The 16,751-nt window shown below is 70.7% G+C and carries 13 protein-coding genes and 1 pseudogene; 8 read left to right on the plus strand and 6 right to left on the minus strand.

Annotated features, from left to right (window positions below; genetic code table 11):
- The first annotated feature begins 381 nt into the window (after positions 1 to 381).
- Positions 382 to 573, plus strand: a complete 192-nt coding sequence (locus OHA64_RS35355) for a hypothetical protein (protein WP_405620173.1) — start codon at positions 382 to 384, stop codon at positions 571 to 573.
- A 70-nt stretch (positions 574 to 643) separates the two neighbouring features.
- Here OHA64_RS35355 and OHA64_RS35360 read toward each other — a convergent pair whose 3' ends face one another.
- From OHA64_RS35360 to OHA64_RS35375, 4 genes are all read right to left on the minus strand, one after another.
- The gene (locus tag OHA64_RS35360; protein WP_405620175.1) at positions 644 to 1,162 is read right to left on the minus strand and encodes a lamin tail domain-containing protein; all 519 of its coding nucleotides are present in this window, start codon (positions 1,160 to 1,162) and stop codon (positions 644 to 646) included.
- 363 nt (positions 1,163 to 1,525) lie between these two features.
- Complete coding sequence (gene katG, locus OHA64_RS35365; RefSeq protein ID WP_405620177.1) at positions 1,526 to 3,748, minus strand: catalase/peroxidase HPI; 2,223 nt, start codon at positions 3,746 to 3,748, stop codon at positions 1,526 to 1,528.
- 49 nt (positions 3,749 to 3,797) lie between these two features.
- Positions 3,798 to 4,265, minus strand: a complete 468-nt coding sequence (locus OHA64_RS35370; RefSeq protein WP_405620179.1) for a Fur family transcriptional regulator — start codon at positions 4,263 to 4,265, stop codon at positions 3,798 to 3,800.
- A 440-nt stretch (positions 4,266 to 4,705) separates the two neighbouring features.
- Positions 4,706 to 5,206: a MarR family winged helix-turn-helix transcriptional regulator gene (locus OHA64_RS35375; RefSeq protein ID WP_405620181.1), complete on the minus strand. Its 501-nt coding sequence runs from the start codon at positions 5,204 to 5,206 to the stop codon at positions 4,706 to 4,708.
- A 122-nt stretch (positions 5,207 to 5,328) separates the two neighbouring features.
- On the opposite strand from OHA64_RS35375, the gene OHA64_RS35380 reads away from it, so the two are divergent.
- Positions 5,329 to 5,844 (plus strand): YceI family protein, encoded by a 516-nt coding sequence (locus OHA64_RS35380; RefSeq protein ID WP_405620182.1) that lies wholly within the window; start codon positions 5,329 to 5,331, stop codon positions 5,842 to 5,844.
- On the opposite strand, the gene OHA64_RS35385 is transcribed toward OHA64_RS35380, so the two are convergent.
- Positions 5,825 to 7,498, minus strand: coding sequence for a hypothetical protein (locus OHA64_RS35385; protein WP_405624247.1), 1,674 nt, complete (start codon positions 7,496 to 7,498; stop codon positions 5,825 to 5,827). The genes OHA64_RS35380 and OHA64_RS35385 overlap by 20 nt on opposite strands.
- Before the next feature lie 195 nt (positions 7,499 to 7,693).
- Positions 7,694 to 11,800 carry a molybdopterin-dependent oxidoreductase gene (locus OHA64_RS35390; RefSeq protein ID WP_405620184.1) on the minus strand — a complete coding sequence of 1,369 codons (4,107 nt, stop codon included), beginning with the start codon at positions 11,798 to 11,800 and terminating at the stop codon, positions 7,694 to 7,696.
- Between the two features lie 193 nt (positions 11,801 to 11,993).
- Between OHA64_RS35390 and OHA64_RS35395 the strand changes: the two genes are divergently transcribed.
- The 6 genes and pseudogenes from OHA64_RS35395 (at position 11,994) to OHA64_RS35420 (ending at position 16,725) form a co-directional block, all read left to right on the plus strand.
- Positions 11,994 to 12,389 carry a cell division protein SepF gene (locus OHA64_RS35395; protein ID WP_405620186.1) on the plus strand — a complete coding sequence of 132 codons (396 nt, stop codon included), beginning with the start codon at positions 11,994 to 11,996 and terminating at the stop codon, positions 12,387 to 12,389.
- A 101-nt stretch (positions 12,390 to 12,490) separates the two neighbouring features.
- A complete protein-coding gene (locus OHA64_RS35400; RefSeq protein ID WP_405620188.1) occupies positions 12,491 to 13,678 on the plus strand; it encodes an AAA family ATPase in 1,188 nt (395 codons plus the stop codon).
- Positions 13,675 to 14,001 (plus strand): nucleotide pyrophosphohydrolase, encoded by a 327-nt coding sequence (locus OHA64_RS35405; RefSeq protein ID WP_405620190.1) that lies wholly within the window; start codon positions 13,675 to 13,677, stop codon positions 13,999 to 14,001. The genes OHA64_RS35400 and OHA64_RS35405 overlap by 4 nt, the downstream gene beginning before the upstream one ends.
- Before the next feature lie 232 nt (positions 14,002 to 14,233).
- Complete coding sequence (locus OHA64_RS35410) at positions 14,234 to 14,695, plus strand: DUF6099 family protein (protein ID WP_405620192.1); 462 nt, start codon at positions 14,234 to 14,236, stop codon at positions 14,693 to 14,695.
- A 130-nt stretch (positions 14,696 to 14,825) separates the two neighbouring features.
- Positions 14,826 to 14,933 (plus strand): annotated as a pseudogene (locus tag OHA64_RS35415) (LLM class F420-dependent oxidoreductase); the annotation flags it as partial.
- Positions 14,934 to 14,949: 16 nt separating this feature from the next.
- A complete protein-coding gene (locus OHA64_RS35420) occupies positions 14,950 to 16,725 on the plus strand; it encodes a recombinase family protein (RefSeq protein ID WP_405620194.1) in 1,776 nt (591 codons plus the stop codon).
- Positions 16,726 to 16,751 lie beyond the last annotated feature (26 nt).

Here is a 16,751-nt window from a genome sequence, read left to right on the forward strand (position 1 = left end):
CGAAGATCCGGTAAACCTGCACACCGTTCTACGGCAGTGCGCACGGAACCTGACCCGTAGTCACGACTGGGCCGCATTACGTCGGTCTCGGCGCGGGGGTTATCCGTCCTGGATACCCGTCGGCAACCCGTCGTACGTGCAGCGAAGAGGCGGGCCGCGTGAAGGAGTCGGTGGGTCCGGTCACCGGCCGGTCATACCGGTGACGTCGAGGTCCCGGCTGAGCCTCGTGCCGCTGGCCGTCCCCGTTTGGGCGTGCTTTGATCCAGCCCGTGGCGCAAAGTCGCCGGGAGAGCTGCCCGTTTCGGGAATCGGGTGAGCTCTGCCGTTCCGAGTAGCGCACGAAGAGCCCAGAAGCAGCACATACGAAGGGAACCGCACGTGATGAACCCTGCCTTCCAGGTCGAAGCAGCCGAGATCTCCGACGCCGACCTGGACAACGTCTCCGGTGGTCTCGGCCTCGGTGGCTCCGGTGGTCTCCTCCTCGAGACGCCGCTCGGGGACATCGCCGGCGGCCTCACGGCCGTCGGCTCGCTCGAGGGCCTTTCGGCGGGAGTCCACACCACCGCCCTGTGACGACACGTGTAACCCCTGTGGGCCCCGGATCGGATGATCCGGGGCCCACAGGGGTTTTCAGCGGGGTGGGTCAGCGGTGTCCGCCGCCCTGGTGGTGGCGGCCCCAGGAGCCGTCGCCGCCGCCGCGGTGGTGGCGGCCCCAGGAGAGGTCGTCGATGGCCCGGCCCCGGTCATTGGTCAGGGTGGCGGTGTCGGAGTGGTTGTCCCACGCGTAGTTGCGGCGGTCCTGGAACACGTCGCTGCGGTTGTCGCGGCCCTCGCCCGTGTGGACGCGGACGGTGGCACGTCCCTCCAGGCGGTAGTGGTGGAACGTGTAGGTGCGGCCGTCCTCGGCCGACAGCGTCCAGCCGTCCAGGTTCACGCTGTGACGGGTGTTGTTGGTGATCTCCACCCACTCCTTGTTCAGGGAGCGGTTGGACTTGTCGTCGCGGCCCGGGGAGTCGTACTGGGCCTTGCTGATTTCCACCTTCGACCGGTGCGGGCGGTGGTCGGCCGCTGACGCCGGCAGCGTCACTGCCCCCACCACGGCTCCGGCCGCGAGCGCGGCGGCGACCAGACGGCGGGCGGTGACAGGCTTGGAAACAGACATGAGTTCCCCTGTAGGTGCGGTGTGCTGGTGGCGGCCGGTCGGCCGCACACCCACACTTTGGCCCCGGTGTGCGGGGGATGCGGATGAGACGTGAACCATGTGACAGCCTGTCCACATCTCCGTAACTCTCGCCTGTAACGTCCATCTATGCGCTGAATGCACGATGTTGACGCCCCGACATGTCAGGGACCCTTGCGGCGCGGGGGACCGACCACTCGCCCGCCATGGCGCGCCACCCCACCACAGCGCGGGCCGTCACTCGAAAGTGGGTAACGGGGCAGCGCGGGGCCGCTGTCTCTTCCGGTCCCGCGAACACCTCAGGGCCGACCCGAGTGGGCCGGCCCTGAGATGGGAGACGGACGATCAGACCAGGTCGAACCGGTCCAGGTCCATGACCTTGTTCCACGCGGCGGCGAAGTCCTTCACGAACTTCTCCTTCGCGTCGTCACCCGCGTACACCTCGGCGAGCGCGCGCAGCTCCGAGTTCGAGCCGAAGACGAGGTCGGCACGGGTGCCGGTCCACTTGACCTCGCCGGAGGCGGCGTCGCGGCCCTCGAAGGTGGTCTGGTCCTCGGACGTCGACGTCCACGTCGTGCCCAGGTCGAGCAGGTTGACGAAGAAGTCGTTCGTCAGCGTGCCCGGGGCGTCGGTGAAGACGCCGTGCGAGGACTGGGCGTGGTTCGCGCCCAGGACGCGCAGGCCGCCGACGAGGACCGTCAGCTCGGGGGCGCTGAGGGTCAGCAGGTTCGCCTTGTCGAGCAGCAGGAACTCGGCCGGCAGGCGGTTGCCCTTGCCGAGGTAGTTGCGGAACCCGTCGGCGGTCGGCTCGAGCGCGGCGAACGACTCCGCGTCCGTCTGCTCCTGCGTCGCGTCCACGCGGCCCGGTGTGAAGGGCACCTCGACGTCGAAGCCGGCGTCCTTGGCGGCCTTCTCCACGGCGGCGGTGCCGCCGAGGACGATCAGGTCGGCCAGGGAGACCTTCTTGGCGCCGGAGTTGAACTCCCGCTGGATCCCCTCGAGGGTGCGCAGCACCGAGGCCAGCTCGTCGGGGTCGTTGGCCTCCCAGTCGCGCTGCGGCTCCAGGCGGATGCGGGCGCCGTTGGCACCGCCGCGCTTGTCGCTGCCGCGGAACGTCGAGGCGGACGCCCACGCGGCGGACACCAGCTGCGAGACGGTCAGGCCCGAGTCGAGGAGCTTGGCCTTGAGGCCCGCGATGTCGGCGGTGTCGACGGCCTCGCCCTCGGCCTCCGGCAGCGGGTCCTGCCAGACCAGGGTCTCGGCGGGAACCTCCGGGCCCAGGTACAGCGACTTCGGGCCCATGTCGCGGTGGGTCAGCTTGTACCAGGCGCGGGCGAAGGCGTCCGCGAACTCGGCGGGGTTCTCCAGGAAGCGACGGGAGATCTGCTCGTACACCGGGTCGAAGCGGAGCGACAGGTCGGTCGTCAGCATCTGCGGGGCGTGGGTCTTCGACGCGTCGTGCGCGTCGGGGACGGTGCCCGCTCCGGCGCCGTCCTTCGGCCGCCACTGGTGGGCGCCGGCGGGGCTCTTGGTCAGCTCCCACTCGTAGCCGAAGAGGATCTCGAAGAAGCTGTTGTCCCAGGTGGTCGGGGTGTTCGTCCACGTCACCTCGAGACCGCTGGTGATCGCGTCGCCGCCCTTGCCGGTGCCGAAGGAGCTCTTCCAGCCCAGGCCCTGCTGCTCCAGCGTGGCGGCCTCGGGGTCGTCGCCGACGTTGTCCGCCGGGCCGGCGCCGTGGGTCTTGCCGAAGGTGTGGCCGCCCGCGATCAGGGCGACGGTCTCCTCGTCGTTCATCGCCATCCGGCGGAACGTCTCACGGATGTCACGGGCCGCGGCGATCGGGTCCGGGTTGCCGTTCGGGCCCTCCGGGTTGACGTAGATGAGGCCCATCTGGACCGCGCCGAGCGGGTTCTCCAGCTCACGGTCACCGGTGTAGCGCTGGTCGTCGAGCCAGGTGGTCTCGGGACCCCAGTACACGTCCTCCTCGGGCTCCCAGACGTCCACACGGCCGCCGCCGAAGCCGAAGGTCTCGAAGCCCATCGACTCCAGGGCCACGTTGCCGGCGAGGATCATCAGGTCGGCCCACGACAGGCTCTGGCCGTACTTCTTCTTGACGGGCCACAGCAGACGGCGGGCCTTGTCCAGGTTCGCGTTGTCCGGCCAGCTGTTCAGGGGGGCGAAGCGCTGCTGACCGGCGCCGGCGCCGCCGCGGCCGTCGCTGATGCGGTACGTGCCCGCGCTGTGCCAGGCCATCCGGATGATGAGCGGCCCGTAGTTGCCGAAGTCCGCGGGCCACCAGTCCTGCGAGGTGGTCAGAACCTCGGCGATGTCCTGCTTCACGGCCGGCAGGTCGAGGTTCTTGAACGCCTCGGCGTAGTCGAACTCCTCACCGAGCGGGTTGGCCACGGCCGGGTTCTTGGCAAGGATCTTCACATTGAGCCGCTCCGGCCACCACTGGCGGTTACCGCCGCCCTGGGTCGGGTGCTTGGCACGGCCGTGCACGACCGGGCAGCCACCTGCCTCCTCGGGCTTCTGATCGGTGACGATCGCGTCGTGGTTCTCGGTCATGGGGGAATCCTTCCAACGGGGTGGATCTAAGTACTCAGGAACTGGGGCTTCAGGAACTGGGGGCTGCGGAAGCGAGGGCTGAGGAACCGGGGCTGCTGGAACAGTCGGGGCACAGGCCCCAGTAGATGACCTCGGCCTCGTCGATGGCGAAGCCGTGGCTCTCGGCCGCGGTCAGACAGGGGGCGTCGCCGACCCCGCAGTCGACGTCGGCGACGACACCGCAGGAGCGGCACACGACGTGATGGTGGTTGTCCCCGACGCGGCCCTCGAACCGGGCCGGGCTGCCCGCCGGCTCGATGCGGCGTATGAGCCCGGCCGCCGTGAGGGCGTGGAGCGCCTCGTACACGGCCTGGACGGAGATGTGGCCGACGCGGTCGCGCACACCGGAGGCGATCGCCTCGACACCGAGGTGATCACCGACCCGGACGGTCTCCAGCAGCGCGACGCGGGCGGCCGTCACCCGCAGGCCGGCACCGCGCAGCTCGTCGGCGGTGCTCGAACTCCGGGGTGCAGTCATGCGGCCACCGTACCCCCATAAACACGAACGGTTCAAGAAATGGAATGGGTCCAATTCTCTGGCCGTGTCGTGGACCGCCCGAAGTCCGGAAGTCGTCATGTCCCGTTCACGAAGGCGAGAGGGAGTCCGATGACCTGGGTGTTCGGCGAGAGGGTCGTGGCTCCGCCGGGCCCCGTGCCCGACTCCGGTCACCCGGCCCCTCACTCCTGACAACCGTCCGATCACCCCCGCAGTCGCCGCAGTGCCCCCGCCGTCACCCTCAACGCCGCCGCCCCCGCGAGGCCCGCTCCGGCCAGGGCGAGGTCCTTGGCCGGGTGGCTCGGTGGGGTGGGGCGGGCGCCGGGGGGAGCGCCGCCGCGGGCGCACCCGCGTGGTGCCGGTCGTCAGTACCTCGAAGGCGCCCGGGTACCCCACGGCAGCACCAACCACACGGACCGGCCCTACTCGGCGGCGGAGGGCTCCGTGACGTCGGGCAGCAGCGCCGACATCGCCTCGCACTGGGCGGGTCCCACCACGTGGCCGAACGCCTGGACGACCGTCTCGGAAAGGGAGTCGGAGGCCTCCGTCAGCAGGCGCCGGGCCTTCTCGGTGAGGACGACCTCGACGCCCCGCTTGTCGCCGCAGACCGACTTGCGGGTGACGAGGCCGGCGTGCTGGAGGCAGGCGATCTGGTAGGTGAGCCGGGTCTTGGGGCGGCCCAGGAGCTCCGCGATCCGGGTCATCCGCAGGCCCGCGGGCTGCTCGGCCAGCAGGCACAGCACCAGGAACTCGTCGTGCGAGACGTCGAGCTGCTCCTTGACGGCCGCGCGCAGCCGCTGCTCCACGGCCCCGGTCGCCGCGAGCAGGACCATCCAGGCCCGCAGCTCCGCCGGCAGCAGTCCGCCGCTCTGCGCGGAGGGGCATTCGGGCAGGTCGGCGGGGCGCTCGTCGGGGGCGGTCATGGTCTCGAGTCTACCTGTTGTCCAATTTTGGAGAAGATGGTTGTTCAGATTTGGATAATGGGCTAGCGTGAGGTCATCCAAATTTGAATCACCAGCGTGAACGACCTGAACAGGGGCACACCATGACCGTCGCCGTGGAAACCGGGCTCTGGCAGCTCGACCCGACCGCCACCACCGTCGCGCTGAGGCACAAGACGATGTGGGGCCTGGTCACGGTCAAGGGCACCTTCGCCGGTGTCGCCGGCCGGGGCGAGGTGCGGCCCGACGGGTCGGCCGTCGGCACGCTCACCCTGGACGCCGCCTCCCTGGACACCAAGAACGCCAAGCGGGACACCCATCTGCGCTCCGCCGACTTCTTCGACGTCGAGAACCACCCCGAGATGACCTTCGTGGTCCGCAGCGCCGAGCTCCGCGACGGCGACACGGTCCAGGTCGTCGGTCAGCTGACCGTGCGCGGCATCAGCAGGCCGCTGTCCCTCGGCGCGCGCCTCGTCGGAGCGGACGCCGAGACGCTCACCCTGGAGGCCGAATTCCCCGTGGATCGCGAGCAGTTCGGCCTGGGCTGGAACCAGCTGGGCATGATCCGCGGCCTGACGACGGTCGCCGCCACGCTCCGCTTCACCCGGGCGGCAGCCTGACGTAGCTGCTCGACAGCGTCTGCGGTGAGGCCGTGAAGGCCCGCAGCCGGATCCGCGCGCCCGGCCGGGGCAGACCGTACGTCCCGGTGGGCGGCCGGAGTTCGTACGTCGCCGACGCACGGGCAGGCAGCACGGCCGGCCCCCGTAGGACCGTCCAGTACGGATCCATGCCCTGGCCCCCGGTGAGCGTGAAGTGCGGCCTGAGCGAGCCGTCGTCCGAGTTGGTGACCCGCAGGGTCAGCCGGGAGAGCGCGGTCGCCGAGGCCCGCCGCACCGACGTCACCCGCATCCGCAGCGGCGGCGACCCCGTCACCGCCAGCGCGGCGCTCGTCAGGGCGGGCAGAAGCAGCAGCACGGCCGCCGCGATCCGCGCCGGACGCCGGTGCGGGCCGGACAGCGGGCGCGGGCACGGCTGCCACGCACCGGCGAACTCATCGGCGGGCGCGGTGACCGCCGCGGTCAGCCACAGCGGGGTCATCAACAGGTAGTAGCCGTCCTGCGAACGGGTCGCCAGATAGAAGGCGAGCCATGGCAGCACGGTCGCCGCCGGCCCCAGCCGCCGGACGAACAGTACGAACACCGCCAGCAGACCGCCGAGCAGCAGCACGCTCGCGTGCCCGTACCAGTCGAGCCGGTCGCCGCCGTCGGTCAGGTACAGCGAGACGTCCACCAGGCCCTGCCCGTGCAGCACCGCGCCCTGCGTCAGCGGCAGCGCGACCCCGGTGAACCAGGCACCCGGCTCGCTCACCACGAAGTACGTGTTGATCAGCAGCCATACGGTGACGGCGACCCCGACGACCCGCAGCACCACCAGCGCCGCCGCCCGCGCCCCCAGCTCCCCGCGCCGCACGGCGTAGATCCCGGCCAGCAGGAACGGCGCGAGGAACCACGGCAGTTGCTGCGCCGCGCAGGCCGCCCCCAGACAGGCCGCCCGCGCCAGCCCGGCCGGACCGAGCCGGCCGCCCCGCCCGATCCGCGGCCAGCGCACCACCACCGGCACCAGCAGGGCGAGCGCCAGAACCGCCGGATAGCCGAGCCGGCCGTAGGTGGGGAGCATGCCGAAGCCGAGGCACACCATGGTCGCGCTCGACCGCCACGGCCCGGGCAGCAGCCGCCACAGCAGCACCGCGCCGACGACCAGCGCACCCGTGGCCACCGCCGTCGCCGGAACGCCGCCGGGGCCCAGCCACAGCAGCGGCGCGGTCAGCAGCGGGGCCAGCGGGGGATAGCCGTACGTGTAGTCGTAGCCGCCCGTCACGGTCGGGGTGAGGGCGACCCGGTGGCCGAAGAGCCAGGGCCACGGGTGTCCGTAGACGGCGTGCCCGGCGACCAGCTCCCGGGCGGCCTGCGCGGTGAGGTCCGCCTCGTCGGAGCCGTGGTGGTTCATGACCCAGGTGCACAGGACCAGCGTCACGGCGGTCACCAGCACCACCAGGTCCAGCCGCGCCAGCGCTCGCCGCCGGCGCACCACCAGCACCAGGACCCCGCACACCAGGATCGAGGCGTAGCACACGGAGATCGCCACGGCCACGGGCAGCCGATGGGTCGCCGCCTGTGCCCACACCGACCGGGTCCCGATGAAGAGGCTGATGTCGGCCAGCAGGGTCAGGACGCGATGCCACTGCGCGGGCGGTTCCTCCGGGCCGACGGACACCGCCGACCGCGTCAGTCGGCCGGGCGCCGCCGGCTGCGTATCTGTCAGGAGCACGGCACCGGACGCTAATCGGGCCCGGTGAGCGCGGGGCCGACGGAGGTGAAGATTCCGGTGTGAGGGCGGTAAGAACCATCCATAACGGGCGAAAAGACACCAAGAGGTTCTTCCGGTGAGACCCCGCTCGGTCAGTTGCTCTCAGTAGACGTCCCGCACGTACCGCTTCGCCGCCGCCAGCTGTTTCACCCACGCCGATGCCTCGGCCTCGTCCAGCCCGCCGTGCGCGACCGCGATGTCCCGCAGGGCCCGGTCCACGTCCTTGGCCATACGGGAGGCGTCGCCGCAGACGTAGAAGTGGGCGCCGTCCTGGAGCCAGCGCCACAGCTCGGGGCCGTGTTCGCGCATCCTGTCCTGCACGTACACCTTGTTGCGCTGGTCACGGGAGAACGCCGTGTCGAGGCGGGTCAGAGAGCCCTCGTCGAGCAGTTCGGTGAGCTCCCGCTCGTAGTAGAAGTCGGTGGCGCGGTGCTGTTCCCCGAAGAACAGCCAGTTGGGCGCCCGGTGGCCGAGCGCGCGCCGCTCCTGGAGGAAGCCGACGAACGGCGCGACCCCGGTGCCCGGGCCGACCATCACCATCGGGGTCGAGGCGTCGGCGGGCGGCCGGAAGTGCGGCGAACGCTGCACGAGCACCGGCACCTCGGTGTCCGCCTCGGCGTCGGCGAGGAAGGGCGAGCAGACCCCGCCGCGCGCCCGGCCGTGCAGGTTCTCGTAGCGCACGACGGACACCGTCAGCGAGACCAGCTGGGGGTCGACCAGCGGGCTGGACGATATGGAGTACAGGCGCGGCTGAAGCTTCTTCAGTACGTCCGCCCAGTCCTGCGCGCTCGCCCGCACCGGATGCTCGGCGAGCACGTCCACCGCCTGCCGGCCCCAACTCCACTGCGCCAGACCGTCCTTGTTGTCGGGCCGCAGCAGCCTGCGCAACTCCCGGTCGTCGCGGACGCGTTCGGCGACGAAGCGGAGCAGATCCGGGGTGATCCGGGTGATGTCGAGATGCCGGTGCAGGGCCTCGGTGACGGGGACCTCGCCGACTCCCTCCACCCGCACGGCCGTCGCGCCGTCCAGGCCCGTCACCGCCAGCCACTCCTCCACCAGCGCGGGCGAGTTGACCGGCCGCACACTGAGCGCGTCCCCCGTCTCGTACGTCAGCGGGGACCCGCTCGTGTCGAAGGTGAACCGCCTGACCTCCTTGCCCGCGCCGGCCCGGCTGAGCAGCCGGTTGCCGACCAGGCGGGCGGTGGTGGGCGCGGGCTTCGCGGCACGGGCGGTCTCGGGGGCGGTCCGGGTGGCCGGCTGCGGGTCGGCCTGGGGGGCGGGCTCGGCCGTCTCCGTCCCGGGGTCCAGCGCCGAGAGCACCTGGTCCAGCCAGACGCCGGCGGAGGACTCGTAGTCGGGTTCGCAGTCCGTGCGCGGTGCGAGCCGTACCGCGCCCAGCTCGTCCAGCCGTGCGTCGAGCCGGCGCCCGTGCCCGCAGAAGTCGTCGTACGAGGAGTCGCCGAAGGCCAGGACCGCGTACCGGACGCCGTCCAGGCGCGGGGCCTGCTGCCCGGCCAGCGTCTCCCAGAAGCCGGAGCCGTTGTCGGGCGCGTCGCCGTCGCCGAACGTGCTGGTGATCAGCAGCAGATCGGCGCCGGAGGGCAGGGCGCCGGGGTCGGAGTCGTCCATGCCGACGAGCGTGGCCGTGTGTCCCCCGGCGGACAGCCGGTCGGCGACGGCTCCCGCGAACTCCTCGGCGTTACCGGTCTGCGAGGCCCACAGGATGACGACCTCACGGCCAGGCGCCTCGCCGGACGAGGCCGGTTGGGTCGACGTCCGCGAGTACATGCCGGCCAGCACGCCGTTCACCCACAGCGCGTGCTCGGCGCTGAAGGGCGCGTCCGGCGGAAGCACGGGGACACCGGGGGCGCCGGAGTCGATGCCGCCGAGGAAGCCGGTGAGATAGAGCCGCTCCTGGGCCGTCAGGACGGGCGGCGGAGTCGGGTCGAGTCCGAAGGGGTTCGACCCCGGGGTGACGGCGGTCGGGGTGACGGCGGTCGGAGCGCCGACCGGAGTGTCGACCGCGGGGGCGATCACCCCCGCGGGCCGCACCGGCGAGGCCACCTTCGCCAGCGACACCGCGCACACCTTGAACTCCGGCTGGAACGACACCGGATCCACCGCGTCACTCGTCACCGCGTTGACGCTCAGATACTCCCCGAACAGGTCGTTCCAGTGGAACGGCGCGAAACAGGCCCCCGGCCGCACCCGGTCGGTGACCACCGCGGGCAGTACGGCCCGGCCCCGCCGCGAGGCGACCTCCACCCGGTCGTCGTCCGTGATCCCGAGCGCAGCCGCGTCCTCGGGATGCAGCTCCACGAACGGCCCGCCATTCAGCTTGTTGAGCTTGGCGACCTTCCCGGTCTTCGTCAGCGTGTGCCACTGGTGCTGCACCCGCCCGGTGTTCAGCAGGAAGGGGAAGTCGTCGTCCGGCAGCTCGGCGGGCGGCAGATGCGGGCGCGCGTGGAAGACGGCGCGCCCGTCGGCCGTCGGGAACCGCAGCCCGCCCTCGCCGGACACGTACCGGATCGGATTGCGCTGCGGCCCGTCCTCCGAGGCGGCCGGCCACTGCACGGGCGTCGACCGCAGCCGCTCGTACGTCGCCCCGCGCAGGTCCCAGCCCGTGACGGGGTTGAAGAAGCGCCGGATCTCCTCGAAGACCTGCTCGGCACTGTCGTACGAGAAGCCCTTCTCGTACCCCATCTCCCGCGCGACCGCCGCGATGATCCGCCAGTCCGCCATCGCCTCCCCGGGCGGGTCGGACGCGGCCCGGGTCAGCGTGAGGTTGCGCTCGCTGTTGACGTAGACCCCTTCGGCCTCCGTCCACATCGCGCCCGGCAGGACCACATCTGCGTACGCGTTCGTCTCGGTGTCCCCGAAGACGTCCTGCGTGACGACGAACTCGGCGGCCTCCAGGCCCTCGATGACGGTACGGCGGTTGGCGACCGAGGCGACCGGGTTGGTGCAGATGATCCAGCAGGCCTTGATCTCTCCCTCGGCCATCTTCTGGAACATCTCGACGGTGCCCTTGCCGACCCCGTCCCCCCGCAGGGTGCCCGGCGGCAGCTCCCAGACGTCCTCGGTGAACGTCCGCTCCTCCTCGACCAGCACCGACCGCTGCCCGGGCAGCCCCGGCCCCATGTAGCCCATCTCGCGTCCGCCCATCGCGTTGGGCTGGCCGGTCAGGGAGAACGGCCCGCTGCCCGGACGGCAGATCGCTCCCGTCGCCAGATGCAGGTTGACCAGGGCGTTCGTGTTCCAGGTGCCGTGCGTGGACTGGTTGAGCCCCATGGTCCAGCAGCTCATCCACTCGCCCGCCTCGCCGATCAGCCGGGCGGCCGCACGCAGGTCGTCCTCGGCGACACCGGTGAGCTCCGCGACGGCGGCGGGCGGGTAGTCGGCCAGGAACTCCCCCATCGCCTCCCAGCCCGTGGTGTGCGCGGCGACGAACTCGGGGTCGGTGTGCCCGTTCTCGACCAGCAGGTGCAGCAGCCCGTTCAGAAGGGCGAGGTCGGTCCCCGGCTCGACCTGGAGGAACAGGTCGGCCTTCGCGGCCGTGGCGGTGCGCCGCGGATCGACGACGATGAGCTTCGCCCCCGCCTTGACCCGCTCCATCATCCGCAGGAAGAGGATCGGATGGCAGTCGGCCATGTTCGAACCGATGACGAAGAAGACATCCGCCCGGTCGAAGTCCTCGTACGAACCGGGCGGCCCGTCGGCACCGAGCGACAGCTTGTAACCGGCCCCCGCGCTGGCCATGCACAACCGCGAGTTGGACTCGATCTGGTTGGTCCGCACGAACCCCTTGGCCAGCTTGTTCGCCAGGTACTGCGCCTCCAGGCTCAGCTGCCCGGAGACATAGAACGCGACCGCGTCCGGCCCGTGCTCGTCGATGATCGCGCGCAGTCGCCGCGCCGTGTCGGAGATCGCGTCGGCCGCGGGCACCGGCACCGGCTCCTCGCCCCGGTCGTCCCGCACCAGCGCGCTGGTCAGCCGGCCCGGCGCGGCGAGCATCTCGGCCGTGGTCGCGCCCTTCGTGCACAGCCGGCCCGCGTTCGCCGGGTGCTCCTTGTCCCCGGACGCCTTCAGGACCGTACGCCTGCCGTCCGGCCCCATGCCGACGTCGAGTACCAGGCCGCAGCCCACACCGCAGTACGAGCAGACGGTCCGCACCTGCCGTGTCTGCTTCCTCTGCGGGGGCGTCGTCATGCCGTCGACGGTACGAATTGCCCGTTACGCCTGTGTGACACGGCTTGATCTTGAGGAGTTACGCCCGCTGCACAGCCGTCCCCCGGCCGGTGTGAGGTGCACCGGAGTCGCGGAGCGTGTCGCATTGGGCCGAACGGGTGACCATGCGTAAGAATTGGCCGATGCAGACAGCAGTGCGAGCCAAGGACGGAGCATGCCGGTGAACAGCCACGATGTCACCGACGAACAGTGGGAGGGGCTCGCCCAGGTCGTGCCGCTACGGGGCCGGGACGCCTGGCCGTCCTCGGTCGGCCACCGGTCCATGCCGGAGGCCGAGACGGAGCTGCGGCGCCGCTTCGTCGTGCTGCGCGTCATGGTGTTCGCGGACGCGCGCGAGGTCGCCGAGACGCTGATGGCGGGCATACCCGTGCTGCTCGACCTGACCAACGCCGAGACCGAGGTCGCCAAGCGGGTCCTGGACTTCAGCACCGGCGTCGTCTTCGGACTGGCGAGCAGTATGCACCGCGTCGACCGGAACGTGTTCCTCCTCACGCCGGCCGGCACCGAGGTGACCGGGCTGATGGAGCAGACGGGGGTCCCCGGGGTGTGAGAGGTGCCGGGCGCCCGGCGTCAGGGGCGCGGGTCGTCCGTTCGTAGGAAGGTCCTTCGGGCAAAACGGTTCGCCCGACCGCGGAGCCCTACGGTCCGGACATGACCGTGCCCCCCGCGCTGCTCCCGGACGCCTCGTCGCCCCCGGCCTCACCCGACCACGACGCGGACCTTCCGGAGCGCCCGCGCGTCACCGAACTGCGGCTGTCCGCCTTCGCCGCACACCGTCACGCCCGCCTCCCGCTCGGCCCGCTCACCCTGTTCACCGGACCCAGCGGCTGCGGCAAGACCAGCGCGCTACGGGCTTACGAGGCGCTCGCCGGACTCGGTGGCGGCATCCCCCTCCCCGAGGTCTTCCCGGATCCGCTCGCCTGTGTTCCCGAACGGGCCCGGCCCGACGCCCAGCGCCGCCGCGGCTTCCGCATCGGCTGCACGACCGACGGTCCCGAGGGGCCCATCCGGCTCGACGTCGCCGTCCAGGCCGAGCCCGCGCTGCGCATCGTGGGGGAGCGGCTGAGCGCGGCGGGCGGCCAGGTCCTGCTGGAGACCGCCCTGCGCGACCCGAGCCGCCGCCAGGTGCAGGCGGCCTGGCACACGGCGGGCCAGTCGCCGGTCACCCGCGCCCCGCTGCCCGACGACCGGCTCGGCACCGCCCTGCTCCCGCTGCGCGTGGCCGGCAAGACCGACGGACAGCGCCGGGTGCTCGCCGCCGCCGAACAGACGGTGGTCGCCCTGCGCTCGGTCTTCGCCTGCGAACCCCGTCCCGGCCGGATGCGCGTCCCCGTCCCCCTCGGCTCCGGACGGCTGCTCGGCGGCTGCGAGAACCTCGCCGACGTGCTGTGGCGCACCCGCGCCGAGTGCGCCAAACGGCACGCGCAGTTCGTCACCGCGGTGCGCGCCGGATGCGCCGGCCCCGTCGCCGACGTGCTCGCCGAACCGCTCGCCGACGGGACGGTCCAGGCGCTGCTCGACCGGGGCGACGGCACCCGCACGGACTGCGGGCGGCTGGGCGACGGGGAGTTGCGGTACCTCGCGCTGGCGCTGGTGCTGTTCACCGGGCCTGGCGTACTGGAGGTGGACCCCGTCGGCGAGGTGCCGGTGGCCATGCAGGCGCTGACCGTGCTCGCCGACCACCTCGACCGGGGCCTGGACCCCCGGCAGCGGACCGAACTGCTGCGGCTCGCGGCCCGCATGTGCGACCGAGGGCACATCCGGCTCGTCGGCGCGGTGAGCGACGTGTCGTGGGCGGTCGGGGTGGACGGTGTGACGGTGGTACACCTGAAGCCGTGACAGAACCCCTTGACGTGGCGAAACTGCAGCGCAGGCTGGCCGAGTTCGCGGCGGCGCGCGACTGGCAGCCGTACCACACGCCCAAGAACCTCGTCGCGGCGCTGAGCGTGGAGGCCTCCGAACTGGTCGAGATCTTCCAGTGGTTGACGCCCGAGGAGTCGACGCGCGTCATGGCCGACCCCGACACCGAGCACCGCGTCAAGGACGAGGTCGCCGACGTGCTCGCGTATCTGCTCCAACTGTGCGAGGTGCTCGGCATCGACCCGCTGGCGGCGCTGGACGCGAAGATCGACCGCAACGAGCGGAGGTTTCCGGCGCCGTAGCCGACCGCCCTGCGCCGGAGTCGACCGCCTCGCGTCCTGGCCGACCGCCCTCGCCGGGAGCGATCAACTCCGTTATTACTCTCCGAAGTCAAAAACCCGCCTGAGACCGTTTCGTTGTCCGAAGATTTCCACCTTCCTCTGGTTTTCTGTCTCAAGCGCACTCACTCTGGGTAGTGAACAGGTGAGTTCGGGCGGACGTGCCGACGGCGCGTCGGACAGACGGGGGCAACGCATGGATGCGATGCGGCTCATAGGGATGAGCAGGCGTGCCCTGGCGGGAGGTGGTGACCCGCCTCGGATCATGGCGGAGGTGTGGCAGGCACAGGCCCTGGCGCAGGCGATAGGAAGCCGCCTCGCCGTCACGGGCCCGCCCGAATTACGGGGCGAGGCACTGGGGTTGACCGAACTGGCGGGGAGAGGATGCGGGGTTCTGGACCGCCCGGACATCGACACCGAGGCGATGCTGGCGGCCCGCCTCACCGACCTGGGCGACGCCCGCCAGGCCCTCACCTCCCTGGGCGGCCTCCTCGGCGAGGTGGGCATAGCCCTGGTCGGCCTCGCCTCCGCGGCGGACGACGAGGGCACGTACTGGCAGTGCATGGAGGCGATCGACGCGGCGGACGAGTCGAGGGACAGGGTGCGGGAGATGCTCCGCAGACTGACGGACAGGGATGAGGCGCTACCGGCGTCATGAGCGCCGGTCGGGACCTGTCCTGCCTGTCCTGGCCACGGGCGCCCCGCCGTCCGACTGCGGCAGCCACCGGGAGGAGGCGGCCGGGGGGACCGCCGCGGTCGGTCGTCCCCGCGGCGTGCAGGATGGGGGCATGGATCTCCGCATCTTCACCGAGCCCCAGCAGGGCGCCACCTACGACACCCTCCTCACCGTCGCCAAGGCCACCGAAGACCTCGGTTTCGACGCGTTCTTCAGAACCGGTACCGTATCTACCCATGGAGCTAATCGCCCTGGGGGACAGGGATCAGGACATGATCAGGGCCGTCACGTACGAGCGCCAGAGCCATAAGAGCGAGACCGACAGCCAGGCGTCACCGAAGATGCAGCGTGACAAGAGCGTGGCGTACATCAACAGTCAAGACAACTGGACGCACGTCGATGTCGACTACTCGGACGTCGGCATCTCAGGGTACGACCCTAACGTCTACCGCCCGGGGTTTGAGCGGCTGTTGGAGGACGCTCGGGCGCGAAAGTTCGACGTCGTAGTCATCTACATGCTTTCCCGGCTGACTCGGCAGGGGGCCGCGGAGGCTCTGAAGATCCAACAGGAGTTGGCCAACCACGGCGTCGCGCTCGTGTCGACGCAAGAGCCGTTCATCAACACGTCGGACGACAACCCCTTTGGCGTCGCTTTCTTCGCGCTCATTGCGGGGCTCGCCCACCAGGAATCCAAGAACAAATCCAAGTTCATCCGGGACGCTTTCGCGGAGCTGAAGTCACGAGGCTCGCACTCGTCCGGCCCGGTGCCGTACGGATTCAAGTCTGAGCCCGTACAGGTCGACAACGTCACCATTCGTAAGCTGAGCCCTGGCCCCATTAGCGGCGGTGGAATTGGGCCGAAGTCGACGCCGGCAGACGTCGTTCAGTACGTCATCTCTGAGGCGGAGTCAGGCTCGAAAGCCAACGCCATTGCGTCAGACCTGACGGAGAAAGGCGCCCCTACACCGCTCGGCAGTCTCGACGAGGAAGCCGCACAAGCGCGTCGGGAAGCGTCACAGAGCCGTCGGAAGAGCGGGAAGGGCGACGGCGCCGGTAATGAGTGGTCCTCGACCGTCGTGACGCGCATTCTCCGTGACCCGCGGTTGGCCGGCTTCGCTATCGGCGCCGTGGATCCGAAGTCGAGGCGCCGCACGATCCTCCGCAACGAGGAGGGTCAGCCCGTACAGCCGCATGAAGGCTTCGTCACGCCGACGAGGTGGTACGGCCTTCAGAAGATCCTCGACGGCCGCAAGCGTGAGCGGAACATGGACCGGGCCGGAGCGATGACATTCCTCGGGTCGTGGGGCGTCCTGCGTTGCGGCACGTGCCGGTCCGGGATGACAGTCGCCAACGTCGACGGAACGTACGTTTGCAACCTCCGGCGCAGCGTTGGCGACGCCCCCAAGCACGTTGTCCGTATCGCCATGGGGGAAACGGACAACGTCGTTGCGTCGCTCCTGTGGGCGAAGGTGGCAACGCTGGACCCCGAGGACGACAACGACGTTGCGCTCCTCGCGGCAGCTTCCGAACGCTTCGCAGCCCAAGGTGCGGACCCTGAAGCGGCGGCTGAGCTTGCCGAGCAGGAGGCACAGTTGGAGCACGTCCAGCAGAGCATGAAAGAGCTGTACGAGGACCGGGACGACGGACTGTATGAGGGTCCCACGGGTCGCGCAGCCTTCAGGGACACCATCCGCAAGTACCAGCAGCACGAGGCCCGCTGCACGGAGCGCATCGACGAGCTGCGTGCGTCCGCTACTACGGCCATCCAACTCCCCATGGATGAGTGGTTCGCCGACTCCGACAGTGAAGACCCGCTAGCGCCTGGAGGGCTCTGGAGCCGCTGGGACGTCGCCGACAAACGCTCGTTCCTGTCGCTGTTCGTCGATTCCGTCACCGTCAACCCGTCGACAACGCGGAGGGGAACGTCGTGGGAACGCGCGTTGGGGCGCATTGAGGTCGACTGGGCGACGCCAAGGGAGGCCGATGAGGGTGACGATTCGGTAACGGCGTAGTCGTGGGCGCCCTCCGCGTCGACGTC

This window comes from Streptomyces sp. NBC_00076 (assembly GCF_045041235.1).
GTDB lineage: Bacteria > Actinomycetota > Actinomycetes > Streptomycetales > Streptomycetaceae > Streptomyces.

Excerpts from the sequence above, each read along its gene's own strand:
- OHA64_RS35355 (WP_405620173.1), top strand. The coding sequence starts at position 382 with ATGAACCCTGCCTTCCAGGTCGAAGCAGCCGAGATCTCCGACGCCGAC.
- OHA64_RS35360 (WP_405620175.1), bottom strand. The coding sequence starts at position 1,162 with ATGTCTGTTTCCAAGCCTGTCACCGCCCGCCGTCTGGTCGCCGCCGCG.
- katG (WP_405620177.1), bottom strand. The coding sequence starts at position 3,748 with ATGACCGAGAACCACGACGCGATCGTCACCGATCAGAAGCCCGAGGAG.
- OHA64_RS35370 (WP_405620179.1), bottom strand. The coding sequence starts at position 4,265 with ATGACTGCACCCCGGAGTTCGAGCACCGCCGACGAGCTGCGCGGTGCC.
- OHA64_RS35375 (WP_405620181.1), bottom strand. The coding sequence starts at position 5,206 with ATGACCGCCCCCGACGAGCGCCCCGCCGACCTGCCCGAATGCCCCTCC.
- OHA64_RS35380 (WP_405620182.1), top strand. The coding sequence starts at position 5,329 with ATGACCGTCGCCGTGGAAACCGGGCTCTGGCAGCTCGACCCGACCGCC.
- OHA64_RS35390 (WP_405620184.1), bottom strand. The coding sequence starts at position 11,800 with ATGACGACGCCCCCGCAGAGGAAGCAGACACGGCAGGTGCGGACCGTC.
- OHA64_RS35395 (WP_405620186.1), top strand. The coding sequence starts at position 11,994 with ATGCCGGTGAACAGCCACGATGTCACCGACGAACAGTGGGAGGGGCTC.
- OHA64_RS35400 (WP_405620188.1), top strand. The coding sequence starts at position 12,491 with ATGACCGTGCCCCCCGCGCTGCTCCCGGACGCCTCGTCGCCCCCGGCC.
- OHA64_RS35410 (WP_405620192.1), top strand. The coding sequence starts at position 14,234 with ATGGATGCGATGCGGCTCATAGGGATGAGCAGGCGTGCCCTGGCGGGA.
- OHA64_RS35420 (WP_405620194.1), top strand. The coding sequence starts at position 14,950 with ATGGAGCTAATCGCCCTGGGGGACAGGGATCAGGACATGATCAGGGCC.